The organism is Nocardioides potassii, from assembly GCF_021648885.1.
Classification (GTDB): Bacteria; Actinomycetota; Actinomycetes; order Propionibacteriales; family Nocardioidaceae; genus Nocardioides; species Nocardioides potassii.
On sequence record NZ_JAKJHZ010000009.1, the window covers coordinates 1 to 12572 of the forward strand.

A 12572-nucleotide genomic window follows, 5' to 3' on the forward strand; every position below is an offset into this window, starting at 1 on the left:
ACCGACTCGCTGGACGTCCGCCGGGCGAAGGCCCTCGGTGACCTCGCCCGCACCCAGACCGCCCTCGACCTCGCCATGGGCATGGGTGGTGGTTTCGAGGCTCGCTCCGCTCGCACCTCAACCACCGCGCCTCAGCTCGCAGCTACTGCTCGACGAGTAGCCGGTGAGGAACGAGCCGGCGTATCGAGACCCGACCTTCCAGCAGCGCGTCAGGTGGTGCTGCACGTCCACTTCGACGCCGTAATGGTGGGCGAGCAGACCATCTTTGGTCCCACCGGCCGCCTGGAAGAACGACACAAGCTCCTGCTGCTCGACCAGCTCACGTCCTGGTGCGGCGACTCCCGCACCCAGGTCACCGTCAAGCCCGTCATCGACCTCAACGCCGGATTGTCCGCACCGGGATACGACATCCCCGACCGGATCCGCGACCAGGTCATCCTCCGCGACCAGACCTGCGTGTTCCCCTGGTGCACCCGACCCGCCCGACGCTGCGACATCGACCACGTCGTCCCGTTCGACCACGACGCCGACCTAGAAGGTCGACCACAACCCGGACCCACCGCCACCTGGAACCTCGCGCCCCTGTGCCGGCACCACCACCGCCTCAAGACACACACCGCCTGGCGCTACGACATGACCGCCAACGGGGTCTTCAAGTGGACCAGCCCCCACGGCCACCGCTACCGACGCGACCACACGGGAACCACGTCCATCGACGTCGACCACGACCCAGATGGCGACGATCGACCCGGCATCCCACGACCGCGCCGACGATGACCCCGCCCCGCACCCCCTGACCGAGCACGGTCAGGGGGTAGAGGCGCGATGCGGTCTCCCGCACCGCCAGGATCAGCTCGACTATCGCCGCGCAGGGTCGTACCTCCTGGCGCGGCCACTCGACCAGTTGCTGCCGACCAAGGGACCGTCGGTTGCCAGGCGAGCCGGCAGGGCGTTGACACCACTCGTCGAGCGACAGGTAGACGACCGGGGAGCCTCACCACGCCTGGCACGACACCAGGCGCACGATCGCCGAGAGCTCGGACGCGGAGTGACGGTGGCGGCGACTACGTTGCATCCATGATCACCTCGATCAGGTCGGACTCCCGCGCGCGCCGTGCAGGCCTGGAGCGTTGATGGACACCGCCACCCTCCTCACCCGCCTCGCGGCGGTGATCGACGCCCACGACTGGGACGTGCTCCCCGCGCTCCTGCACGCCGACTTCACCTGCCGGTTGGTGCACACCGGCGAGGTCTTCGACCGGGAGCAGTGGGTGCGGTTCAACGCCGACTACCCGGGCTTCGAGCGGATGCACGTGGACGACCTGGTCAGCGACGGTGACCGAGGGGTCCTGCGCGCGACGGTCATCGGGCGGGACGACGACGGACAGGAGCTGAGGTTCGCCGTGGCGAGCTTCGCGACGGTGCGGGACGGACTGGTCGGCGATCTCGTCGAGGTCTGGGCGGACGTCGACCAGGAGCCGCCCACCGGGACCCGGCAGGTCTGACGCGGTGCTCCCCGACCCCACGGACCGGCTGACCTTCCGCGCGATGACGATGGCGGACATCGATGCCGTCACGGAGATGCTGGTCGCGTTCGACCCGATGCGCGGCGACCGGCCGCCCAGCACGCGCGACGACGCCGTGCGATGGATCGAGTGGCAGGAGCGCAACTACTCCGAGCACGACTTCGGGTTGTGGGTGGTCGAGACGCGCGACGGCGCCTTCGTCGGCGACTGCGGGCTGACGGTGCAGGACGTGGAGGGCACGCCGCACGTCGAGATCGGCTACCACCTGGTGGCGCACATGCGCGGGAGGGGCTACGCGCGGGAGGCCGCGCGCGCCGTTCGCGACTGTGCCGCCGCGCACGGCGTCGACCACCTGGTCGCCCTCATCCGGCCCGAGAACGCTGCGTCGCAACGCGTCGCCCGCAGCGTGGGCATGGAGCTCGAGCGCACGGCGTACGTCCACGGCGCCGACGCGCTGGTGCTCGGGATGCGGTTGTCGAGCAGCCCGTAGCCGGGTCAGCGTCCGGTGCGGACGCGGACGTGGTGCGCGGACTGCCCCACCTCGCTCTCGCGCACCACGTCCGCTCCCGAGCCGATGCCTTGCGCATCGGGTATCGACGCGCTCTCGACGTCGCTCTGGTCGTCGAAGGCGCGCCCCACGCCAGCCGTCAGCAGCTCGAGCTGGCGGTCGATCTCCCCCCGTCGCGACGCAGGGGCCACCAGGCTGAGGTCCTCCAGCGCGGCCCGCAGGCGTCGGGCGACCTGGGGCGAGCCGGCTCCCGCGAGGCGGAGCTCGTCGAACGCCAGTCGGACGTAGCCGGTCCAGTCGAGGGCGGGCGTGGTCAGCCGTACGACGCCGTGCTCGTCCGTGTGCTCACCGCCGGGGATCGGGCGGGTCGCGAGCTGTCGCAGGGCGTCGTGAAGGCGGTCGATGGCCTGCACGCTCGTGGTGGGGTCGTTGAAGGGGCTGGACACACCGCGCTCGGCGATGTCCACGAGCTGGCGGAACCCGTAGGCCGGGTCGTCGGGGTACGAGCGCTCGTTGCTCAGTGCGACGAGGCGAGCAAGGCGGCGGTGGTCCAGCCGCTCGCCGCTCCCGGTCGTCACGACGAGCATCGGGGCACCGGCACACACGAAGTCGCCCATCGCCGGCAGGAGCCGCAGCGAGCAGTCGGCGGCCTGAGCCGCTGCGACGATGCCGGGCACGTCGATCATGACGACCACACCCGGCTCGGACGCGGTGACCTCCTGCGGGTCCCGGTCAGCACCGCCGCTTCCGTCGATCGGGTAGACGCGGCGCAGCTGCTCGTGCAGGTGGTCGCCGACGAGGTCGATGAGACCGGCGACCCGCAGGGTCTGGCCGGCGTGGTGGACGTAGAGGACGAGGGCGACGACGCTCGCCACCATCAGCAGCTCTCCGAGCAGGACGGTCAGCCCCGGCACGTAGCCGTCGCTGCTCGACACGTCGTCCACCTGCGAGATCGCCAGCAGCGCGTACACCGTCGTGGCGGCGAACAGCCCGTGGGTCAGCTGGCTGGGCCGGTCACGGAGCAACGCCCCGACGATCCGCGGGGAGAACTGCCCCATGGCCAGCTGCACCGCCACGGTCACCACCGTGAGGACCAGCGTGATCAGCGTGACCATGGAGGTGACGATCGTGCTCAGCACGGTCTGCGCGGAGGTGGCCGAGCCCGTCGCCCAGTGCGGGACGAGCGGGCCGCCGGCCGCCCGGTCGATGCCGGCAGCGGCGACACACAGGGCCGCGCCACCGAGCAGGCAGACGAGTGGCACCAGCCACAACGCATCACGGAGCGCGAGATGGAGCTGCTGCGACGTTCCTTCGGTCGACCTGGTCACGGGTCGCGGCTACTTCGCCGCGAGGACGTCGACCGGCACGATCTCGGGGTCCGCGTCGAAGGCGTACCACGTCACGGTGCCCTGCTCCTGGGCCGCGAGCTCCCGGCCGCGCTCCAGGAACGCACCGAGCTCGTCGCCCTTGCCGGTCTGGGCCTTCAAGGTTGCGAGCAGTCCTCGGTCGACAGCCATGGGGCGGTCCTCTCGTCGGGGTGTGATCGACGCTAGGGCCTCGCCGTCCCCGGCGGCATCGGCAGACCTGCCGATCCCGTGGCGGGAGGACGGGGAGCCGTCGGACGCGGTCCGGCTAGTCGTCGACCAGGCCCACCCGCAGGTACTCAGCGGCGTAGGTGCCGGTGAGCAGCAGCGAGGCATAGCGCGCGACCTCGGCGTCCGCGTCGGTCTCGACGGTCTCGACCCGTACGCCGTGGCTGGCGGCCGCGGCGCGCAGCACGCCGGTCTGCTCCCGCACGACGGGGTCGTCCGAGCGGTCGTCGAGGATGAGGAGCAGCGGCCGCAGCTCGGGCGCCTCCTCGGCGAACGGGTCGGCGAAGACGTCGTGCGGCCGGGTCGCCTCGATGACGGGCAGCAGGTGCTCCGCGTCGCCGGCGATGGCGGAGCGACCGCTGGTGCGGCGCAGCGACTCGGCGAGCCGGCGGGCGGCGCGCGCGGCGAGCACCGAGCCGCCCCACACGAGCGGGTTGGTGTCGGCCATCGCGATCGCGAGCATCTTGGCCGGGTTCACGGCCAGGTCACGGTGCGGGGAGCAATCGGTGGCGACCTTGTCGAGCGACTCCGCGACCGACTCCGCGTCGGCGCGCGGACCGAGGTGCACGTGCGCGAGGTAGTCGAGCATCACGACTGCCGTCGCGAGCTGGTCGCCGGTCACCGTGGGCAGCACGGTGACGTGCCGGCCCGCGGCGTGCTCGCCGACCAGGGATCGCTCGGGGCAGGCGACGACGACCTGCGCACCGCGGCGTACGGCCTCGGCGACCGCTGACGCGGACCCGTGGTCGTTGCCCTCCGGGGCGAGCATGACGACGAGGTCGAGCGACCCGGTCCACCCCGGGAGCCCGGGGTTGGGCCACGCGACGAACGGCACCGGGCACCACGGCTCCAGCACCGCGCGCAGCAGGCGCGAATCAGGGCCGGCGGCGATGACCGCACGCGGACGCGCCTCGTCACGCCCCCGCGCGATCAGCTCGGCCGTCGCGGACGCCGCCTCGTGGGCCTCGCGCCGCACCCGCGCACCGCTCTCGGCCAGCGTGCGCAGCCGCAGGTCCACGGTCTGGAGCACGCCGGCGTCGTCCAGCCGGGCCTCGTCGAACCAGGTGGCCATCAGGCGGGCTTGCGTGCCTCGTCGACCAGCAGCACGGGGATGTCGTCGCGCACGGGGTAGGCGTTGCCGCACCCCTGGCAGACCAGCTCGTCCGCGCCGTCGGCGACCTCGGGCACGAGCTCTCCGTGGCAGGCCGGGCAGACGATGATGCTCAGCAGCTGGGGGTCGATGTTCACGCCGAGCAGACTAGTTCAGTCGGTGGGCGTGAGGACCCGCAGGTGGCCACGCTTGGCGCCGCGGCTCGGGTCATCGGTCGAGTGCAGCGGCACCGGGGCGGGCGCCGGGCGGGCGGCCTCGCGCACGGCGTCGGCGAGGGCCAGCAGGTCGTCCGTGCTCGGCCCCTGCGCGCGCGGGTCCGGAGCCAGCCGGAGCACCTCCCAGCCCCGCGGGGCGGAGAGCCGCTCGCTGTGGAGCTCGCAGAGGTCGTAGGCGTGCGGCTCCGCGTACGTCGCCAGCGGACCGAGGACGGCGGTCTGGTCGGCGTAGACGTAGGTCAGCGTGTTGACGGCCGCACGACCACACGCCGTCCGCGAACAACGACGACTGGCAAGGCTCACGCCGGTGACGCTACCCGCCGCCCGCACGTCCGGCGCTTAGGCTCGCGGCGTGGCAGACCTGGCAGGCATGGCAGACCCGGCGGAGCAGGCGACCGACGGTGCCCGACGCCGCACCCGCGACCGCAGGGGCCGCGGGATGCGTGGCCCTGGCGTCCTGCCGGCCGACCCCGGCACGCCGGCGCTGCGCACGACGCGGCAGAAGTTCGACCAGCTGGTCCTCGACGTGGTCACCCCGCTCGACGAGCGCTGGCAGCGCCACCTCGGCCTGGTGGAGTACGCCGTCGAGGACGCCCCGATGCTCCCCGACGACTGGGGCGACGAGACCGTCCCGCTGTCGTCGCTCGTGCGCGGCAAGGGCCAGTCCCCCACCCGCCTGGTGATCTTCCGGCGGCCGATCGAGCACCGCGCCACCAACCGCGACGAGCTCGAGGCGATGGTGCACACGGTCGTCGTCGAGCAGCTCGCCGAGCTGCTCGGCCTGCCCCCCGGCGAGGTGGACGAGAGGTACGGCGAGGACGACTAGCGCGTGGCCGGATCTGGTCTAGCGCTGGGCCGGCCGGACGTCCGCGACCTCGCTGGTCGTCACCAGCGGCGCGAGCGGAAGCACCGAGAGCCCGCGGTCGCTCACCTCCAGCGACACGACGCCGTCGGTGCGGTCGAGCCGCACGAGCGCCATCACGGCGTCGTCGGGCAGCCGGACGCGCGCCGCGGTCGAGGGGTTGATCTCCACCCGCCGCTCGCGCACGACCTCCGCGCCGTCCTCGTCCCACGCCTGCAGCGTCAGCACGCCCGGTGCGGTGGCGCCGACGACGACCAGTCGCTTCGACCCGGCGGGCAGGGCCGCGGCAGCCTCGCCGCTGATGGTCGGCCCGGCGGTCGACAGGGCGAGGTCGTCGGAGATCCGGGTGCGCAGCGAGGCGGTGACGGGACCGGTCGCCTCGACCCGCAGCGCCTGCACGCCCTCGGCCTTCGTGCCGCGCAGCACGCCCGAGAGATCCACCTCGCTGACGGAGGCCGGCGCGAGGGCGATCTCGTCCAACCCCGACGGGGCGAACTCGCTGTCCGCGCTCACCAGCTCGAGCGTCACCCGCACCTCGCTGTCGCCGGGGTTGGCGAGCGTCAGGGTCCGGTCGGCGGCGCCCGCCCCGACCCCGGCGACGTACGACGTCGTGGCGGGCGCGGTCTGCGAGGGCAGCCACTCGCGCACGGGCCGGTCCGGACCGAGGGGGTCGACCTGGTCGACGACGCTCGACGAGAGCCGGCCTCGCGACACCTGCACGCGCAGCGCCAGGGCGTCGCGGCTCGGGACGACCTGGGACAGGTCGAAGGAGGCCGTGCCGCTGCCGGGGACCCGGACGCCGCGCAGCGCCGGGACGTCGACCAGGGCGCTGCCGTCCCACACGGTCACGTCGGCGACGGCCGGACCCTTGTCGGGGTTGGTCAGCGTGAGGGTGGAGGAGTGCTCGGCCGAGGCGCCGGCGCCGGTGAACCAGCGCTCCGGCACCGGCCGGTCGCAGTCGACAGCGGACCCCGCCCCCGACCGGGCCACCACGAGCCCGGCGGCCAGGTCGCCGCTCGCGTCGACCACGACGGCCTCGCGCTCGGTGAGGGAGCCGACCCCGCTGTCGATCGGCGCGATGTCGTCCTGGCGGCCGACCCGGATCGCGACGTCACCCGAGCCGAGACCGGTGCTCCCCAGGCGGACGTCGTCGGCGCCCGGCAGCCGTGCCGGGCACACCGCGGTGGCCCGGTCGAGCGTGGCGCTCGACGGAGGGTGGGAGGTGGGTGGCGTCGCGGCCGGGCGGACGATCGCCAGCGCGGCCACCGTGAGGAGTGGGACGACCACAGCGAGCAGCGTCAGCGGCGACGGCCGACGTCCGGCCGCCTCGGCGACCCGTCGGCGCCCGGCGGGCCGGGTGTCGGGAGCGGGCTCAGGCATCGGACCGCTCCCCCCTGCGCTGCCGCACGGTCGGAGCCGCGAGGACCAGGGCCGCCACGATCGCGAGACCCTGCAGGACGAGGAGGCCGGTGCGCCACCACGAGCGCGAGCCGGCCAGCGCGTCGGGGTCGAGCGGACGGTCGACGTGCCACGCGCGCGTGCTGCGGTCCTCCGCGCTCGCCTGGTCGAGCCCGGCGGTGGCGTCCAGCAGGGAGGAGACCTGCCCGTCGGCCGGCGCGGTCAGGACGACGTACTCGATCCCCCGGGCCCCCAGGTCGGCGACCACGGCGGGGGTCGGCGACGACACGAGCGTGCGGACGTCCTCGGTGAGCGAGGTGTCCTCGGCGGCGAGGGTGAGCACCTCGTCCTCGCCGACGGTCGTGCCGTCGTCGCGGCGGATCCGGTAGGTGATGCCGTCCTCGACCGAGCCGTTGACGACGAGGACGCCGTGCTCCTGGCCGAGCAGCGAGCTCTGCTGCATGTAGACGGGGACCGATGCCTCGGCGTCGCGGGCGAGGGCGTTGCCCGGGGTGGTGAGCCACCAGCCGAGGCCGCCGAGCGGTACGGCGGCGGCGACGACCGCGAGCGCGGTGGCCAGCCCGCGCTGCCACCACGGGTGGTGCTCGTCGAGGCGGCGGAGGTAGGCGTCCGCCCCCAGCACGGCGGCGACGACCGACGTGCCCTGGAGGATGACGACGAACAGCCCCAGGCTCGGACGGGTGGTGACCGACGGCAGGTCGAGGGTGACGTGCGAGAGGGCGCCGGACACCACCGCGGCGGCGAGCGCGACGATCCAGCAGATGACGACGGGCACGCGCGTGCGGCGCGGGACGAGCGCCGCGACGGCGAGCGCGCCGAGCACCGCGCCGAGCCAGGCGGGCGCGCCGAGGTCGTTGAGCCGGCCGGTCAGCAGTCCGCCGAAGGTGACCTGGTCGACGGTGAGCCGTCCCGCCTCCAGCAGCAGGCCGGACGCCGACCCGGTGGTGACGAGGGGGACGAGCCAGGGCGCGAGCAGCACCGGCGTGGCCGCGACGGCGACCACCGGTGGGCCCCAGCTGTCGCGCTCCCTGAGCAGCCGCGGCGAGATGACGGCCGCGGAGCCGAGGACGACGGCGGTGGCGAGGAGCGCGAAGAGCCAGAGCCCGGGCACGAAGGCGGCGCCGAGCGCCAGCAGCAGCGCCGTGCGCCAGGCGGCTCGCCAGCGTCGGTCACGGTCGGGGTCGACGAAGCCGAGCGCGGCGTGGGCGGCCCACGGCAGCAGGGCCGCCACCGCGACGACGCCGAAGCGGCCCTCGGCCCACGCGCCCGAGGACACCGGCACGAGCGCGTACGTCAGTGCGCCCCACACCACGAGCCAGCGCGGCAGGCCGAGCGGGTCGACCAGCCGCCCCACCACGGCGAGCAGGCGCCACGCACCCCACGCCGCGAAGGGCACGGCCAGCAGCATCAGGGCCGACACCACCGCGCCCGTGTGCCCGAGCAAGAGCCACGCGGCGATCGCGAACGGCAGGACGTAGGCGGGGGCGGGCACGTCGGTGCCGGTGCCGAGCGGCAGCCAGGTGGAGACGTGCAGCGACCACCAGTCCGAGGCGGCTGCGGGCACCGGGGAGAGCGCACCACCGACGATCGAGCCGAACGCCTCCCGCGCCGCCAGCAGCGACAGCACACCGAAGAGCACGAGCACGACGGCGACCGGGTTGGTGAAGAACCGCGCGACCAGACCGCTGTCGGTCAGGTAGGCCTCCTCGTCGTCCTCGCTGGCCCCCGGGCGGGCGGAGGCGGTCCGCTGCTCCCCGGCCGGCACGCCGTCCGTCGCGCGCGCCGCCCGCCTCCGCTCGGCGACGTCGGCGGCCTGGCCGGTGACGGCCGAGGCGAGGTCGGTGACGAAGTCGAGCCCGTGCCGGTAGGGCAGCCACGTGGGCGCCAGCAGGTGGCGTACGTCGGCGGGCTCGCCCCGGCGACGACGCGCGCGCTCGCGCCGCGCGGCCAGCACCTGTCGCGGACGGCCGTGCACGGACAGCACCGCGGCGAGCTCGTCGAACCCCTCCCCCACGGAGCGGACCGCGAAGAACCCGAGCACCCGGAGGATCGAGCCGACGAAGAGTCGGACGTACTGCCACGCGAAGCCGCGACCCGACACGTTGGCCAGCGACGTCAGCAGCGCTGCCCGGCGCTCCTGGTAGTGCGTGTGGCGCCCGGTCAGCGGCGTACGCCGGATGCCGCGGTGCGCGGCCTCGGCGTGGAACACCACGGCCTGCGGCACCACCAGGGTGCGGTGCCCGGCCAGCGCCGCGCGCCAGCCGAAGTCGATGTCGTTGCCGAAGATCGGCAGGTCCTCGTCGAGACCGCCCAGCGCCTCGAGCACCTCGCGGCGCACCAGCATGCCGGCGGTGTTGACCGCGAGGACCTCACGGACCTCGTCGTGCTGGCCCTGGTCGTACTCCCCCCGCTCCAGCCCGGTCTCGCGACGGCCGGTGCCGGTGATGGTGAGGCCGACCTCGAGCAGGCGCCGCAGCGAGGGCCACTCGCGGAGCTTGGGGCCGAGGATCGCGGCCTCGGGGTGCTCCGCCGCGGCGGCGAGCAGCTCGGCGAGGGCGGTGGGCTCGGGGTTGCTGTCGTCGTGCAGCAGCCACACCCACTCATCGGCTCCGGCGGGGTCCTGCTCGGCGGGTGCCAGCTCGAGCCCGCGGCGCACGGCGGCGGGATAGCTCGTCGAGCCGGGGACGACGTCGAGGACCAGGCGGTCCGGACCGGTCGTCGAGAACGCCGTTCGCACGAGCTCGACGCTGTCGTCGCGGCTGGTCGTGTCCACCGCCACGACGCGGTCGACCGGGTGGGTCTGCCCGGTCAGACCAGCGAGGACCGCCGGCAGCCACCTCGTCCCGTCATGGCTGACGAGGAGCGCTGTGACGGACACCGGAGCACCTTAGCGAGGCGCTCCATGCCGCCAAAAACAGCGCTGTGAGCGGTGGAAGAGGTGCGTCAGACGGCGCGCTTCTTGAGCTTGCGGCGCTCGCGCTCGGAGAGTCCGCCCCAGATGCCGAAGCGCTCGTCGTTCATCAGCGCCGACTCCAGGCACTCGTCGCGGACCTCGCACGTCAGGCACACCTTCTTGGCCTCGCGCGTCGAGCCGCCCTTCTCGGGGAAGAACGCCTCGGGGTCCGTCTGCGCGCACAGTGCGCGGTCCTGCCAGCCGAGCTCCTCGCCCTCAGGCTCGAGGAGGAACAGTTCTGCTCTCATGGTGGTACGCCCTTTCGACCCTTGCCACTGAAATGGCGCCGCAAGCGTGAACGACACTGTGGGAATTACATGCCTGTCGTACCGCTCAAGTCAAGCCCGGATCTGATATGGCCAATCGGGGTACGGCAGGCTTGTCCTGTGCCATCATCCCCGCTCCCGCTCCGTCGCGTCACCGTCCTCTCCGGAGGTGTCGGCGGGGCAAGGTTCGTCCAGGGACTGCTGCACGGACTGCGGTCCGGCACGGTGCCCGGCGGCTCCCCCGACACCGAGGTGACCGTCGTCGCGAACACCGCCGACGACTGGTGGATCCACGGCCTCAAGGTCTGCCCGGACCTCGACACCTTGATGTACACCCTCGGCGACGGCATCGACGTCGAGCGCGGGTGGGGCCGGCGTGACGAGACGTGGAGCGCCAAGGCCGAGCTCGAGGCGTACGGCGTCGAGCCCACGTGGTTCGGCCTCGGGGACCGCGACATCGCCACCCACCTCGTGCGCACCCAGATGCTCGAGGCCGGGTACACGCTCTCCCAGGTGACCGAGGCGCTGTGCCGCCGCTGGCTCTCGCCTGCCCACGGGGGACGCGTGCGGCTGCTGCCGATGAGCGACGACCGGGTGGAGACGCACATCGCGATCGCCGACCCCGACAGCCCCAGCGGACGATCGGTGGTCCACTTCCAGGAGTACTGGGTGCGGATGCGTGCCTCGGTACCGGCAGAGACGGTCCTCGTGGTCGGCCAGGACGCCGCCGCTCCGGCGCCGGGCGTCCTCGAGGCGATCGACGGGTGCGACCTCGTGGTGGTGCCACCGTCCAACCCGGTCGTGTCGGTCGGCACCATCCTCGGCGTGCCCGGCATCCGCGACGCCGTGCGCCGGACGCCTGCGCCGGTGGTCGGCCTCTCCCCCATCGTCGGGGGGTCCCACGTCCACGGCATGGCCGCCCAGATGCTGACGAGCATCGGCGTCGAGGTCTCCGCCTCCGCCGTCGGGACGCACTACGGCGCCCGGTCGGCCGGTGGCGTGCTCGACGGCTGGCTCGTGGACACGCGCGACGCCGACCACCTGCCGCCGCTCGAGGCGGCGGGCGTCCGCGCGCGCGCCGTACCGCTGATGATGAGCGACCTCGACGCGACGGCCGCGATGGCCGCCGAGGCCGTGACGCTGGTCCGCGGACCGGCATGAGCGGGCACGCCCACCGGCTCGAGGTCTGGGCGCCCGACGGCGTCCCCGAGGTGGCCGCCGGTGACGACCTGGCCGGCATCGTGCTGGCCGCGCTCGGCGACGGTGCCGACCTCGCCGACGGCGACGTCGTGTCGGTGACCAGCAAGGTGGTGAGCAAGTCCGAGGGGCGCACCCGGCAGGGCGATCGCGACGCAGCGGTCGACGAGGAGTCCGTACGGCTCGTGGCGCAGCGCGGCCGGACGCGCATCGTGCGGCACCGGCTCGGGCTGACGATGGCAGCCGCGGGCGTCGACGCCTCCAACGTCGCCGTCGGCTCGATCGTCCTGCTCCCGCTCGACCCGGACGCCTCCGCCCGGGGACTGCGCCGGGAGGTCCACGCGCGGGCCGGGGTCAACGTCGGCGTCGTCGTCACCGACACCGCCGGACGCGCGTGGCGCGAGGGCCAGACCGACATCGCGATCGGCGCCGCCGGTCTCCACGTGGCCGAGGACCTCGCCGGTCGCACCGACCCCTACGGCAACCCGCTCGTGGTCACCCTGCCCGCTGTCGCCGACGAGATCGCCGGTGCCGCCGAGCTGGCGCAGGGCAAGCTGGCCGGTCGCCCGGTGGCGGTCGTCCGCGGACGCGCCGACCTGGTGCTTCCGCCCGGCGAGGACGGGCCGGGTGCCGCGGCGCTCGTGCGCGCCGAGGGCCACGACCTGTTCGGCTGGGGCGCCCGCGAGGCCGTCGTACGCGCGCTGGCCGGGGCCGCCGCGGACCGCGTGCCGTTCGGCGCACCGGTGCCCGAGGAGGAGCTCCGCGAAGCGCTCGACCGGCTCCCCGACCGCGCCGACCGCACCGCGGTGGAGGCCGTCTGCTTCGCCCACGGCTGGCGGGTCGACGGGTGGGAGGACGACGTCGTGTGCCGTGTCTCACCTGCGACTACGTAGACTCTGCCAGCGCAGCCCTCTGAGGCTGCC

The 12572-nt window shown here is 73.9% G+C and carries 13 protein-coding genes and 1 pseudogene; 6 read left to right on the plus strand and 8 right to left on the minus strand.

Translation table 11 applies throughout. From position 1 onward, the window contains the following. From L2K70_RS13750 to L2K70_RS13760, 3 genes and pseudogenes are all read left to right on the plus strand, one after another. Positions 1-777: pseudogene (locus L2K70_RS13750) on the plus strand (HNH endonuclease); the annotation flags it as partial. A 356-nt stretch (positions 778-1133) separates the two neighbouring features. Further along, positions 1134-1505: a nuclear transport factor 2 family protein gene (locus L2K70_RS13755; protein WP_236402747.1), complete on the plus strand. Its 372-nt coding sequence runs from the start codon at positions 1134-1136 to the stop codon at positions 1503-1505. 4 nt (positions 1506-1509) lie between these two features. Then, the gene (locus L2K70_RS13760) at positions 1510-2016 is read left to right on the plus strand and encodes a GNAT family N-acetyltransferase (RefSeq protein ID WP_236402748.1); all 507 of its coding nucleotides are present in this window, start codon (positions 1510-1512) and stop codon (positions 2014-2016) included. A gap of 5 nt (positions 2017-2021) precedes the next feature. On the opposite strand, the gene L2K70_RS13765 is transcribed toward L2K70_RS13760, so the two are convergent. From L2K70_RS13765 to L2K70_RS13785, 5 genes are all read right to left on the minus strand, one after another. Beyond that, positions 2022-3362, minus strand: a complete 1341-nt coding sequence (locus tag L2K70_RS13765) for a DUF2254 domain-containing protein (RefSeq protein WP_236402749.1) — start codon at positions 3360-3362, stop codon at positions 2022-2024. A gap of 9 nt (positions 3363-3371) precedes the next feature. Continuing rightward, on the minus strand, positions 3372-3551 hold the full coding sequence (locus tag L2K70_RS13770; protein ID WP_236402750.1) for a hypothetical protein: 180 nt from the start codon (positions 3549-3551) through the stop codon (positions 3372-3374). A 115-nt stretch (positions 3552-3666) separates the two neighbouring features. Further along, positions 3667-4698 (minus strand): SIS domain-containing protein, encoded by a 1032-nt coding sequence (locus tag L2K70_RS13775; RefSeq protein WP_236402751.1) that lies wholly within the window; start codon positions 4696-4698, stop codon positions 3667-3669. Continuing rightward, complete coding sequence (locus tag L2K70_RS13780; RefSeq protein ID WP_308195820.1) at positions 4698-4874, minus strand: Trm112 family protein; 177 nt, start codon at positions 4872-4874, stop codon at positions 4698-4700. The genes L2K70_RS13775 and L2K70_RS13780 overlap by 1 nt, the downstream gene beginning before the upstream one ends. 15 nt (positions 4875-4889) lie before the next feature. Next, positions 4890-5255 (minus strand): DUF3499 domain-containing protein, encoded by a 366-nt coding sequence (locus L2K70_RS13785; protein ID WP_236402752.1) that lies wholly within the window; start codon positions 5253-5255, stop codon positions 4890-4892. 49 nt (positions 5256-5304) lie between these two features. Between L2K70_RS13785 and L2K70_RS13790 the strand changes: the two genes are divergently transcribed. Continuing rightward, complete coding sequence (locus L2K70_RS13790; protein WP_236402753.1) at positions 5305-5778, plus strand: metallopeptidase family protein; 474 nt, start codon at positions 5305-5307, stop codon at positions 5776-5778. Positions 5779-5796: 18 nt separating this feature from the next. Here the strand turns inward: L2K70_RS13790 and L2K70_RS13795 are convergent, their stop codons facing one another. The 3 genes from L2K70_RS13795 to L2K70_RS13805 all read right to left on the minus strand — a co-directional run bounded on the left by L2K70_RS13795 (position 5797) and on the right by L2K70_RS13805 (position 10434). Next, positions 5797-7194: a DUF5719 family protein gene (locus L2K70_RS13795; RefSeq protein WP_236402754.1), complete on the minus strand. Its 1398-nt coding sequence runs from the start codon at positions 7192-7194 to the stop codon at positions 5797-5799. Then, entirely contained in the window at positions 7187-10111 is a 2925-nt protein-coding gene (locus L2K70_RS13800; RefSeq protein ID WP_236402755.1) for a glycosyltransferase family 2 protein, read from the minus strand. The genes L2K70_RS13795 and L2K70_RS13800 overlap by 8 nt, the downstream gene beginning before the upstream one ends. Before the next feature lie 65 nt (positions 10112-10176). After that, positions 10177-10434 carry a WhiB family transcriptional regulator gene (locus L2K70_RS13805; protein WP_121140335.1) on the minus strand — a complete coding sequence of 86 codons (258 nt, stop codon included), beginning with the start codon at positions 10432-10434 and terminating at the stop codon, positions 10177-10179. 138 nt (positions 10435-10572) lie between these two features. On the opposite strand from L2K70_RS13805, the gene cofD reads away from it, so the two are divergent. Then, on the plus strand, positions 10573-11613 hold the full coding sequence (gene cofD / locus L2K70_RS13810) for a 2-phospho-L-lactate transferase (RefSeq protein WP_236402756.1): 1041 nt from the start codon (positions 10573-10575) through the stop codon (positions 11611-11613). Beyond that, positions 11610-12542: a coenzyme F420-0:L-glutamate ligase gene (gene cofE / locus L2K70_RS13815; RefSeq protein ID WP_236402757.1), complete on the plus strand. Its 933-nt coding sequence runs from the start codon at positions 11610-11612 to the stop codon at positions 12540-12542. Before cofD ends, cofE begins: the two co-directional genes overlap by 4 nt. Positions 12543-12572: the final 30 nt, after the last annotated feature.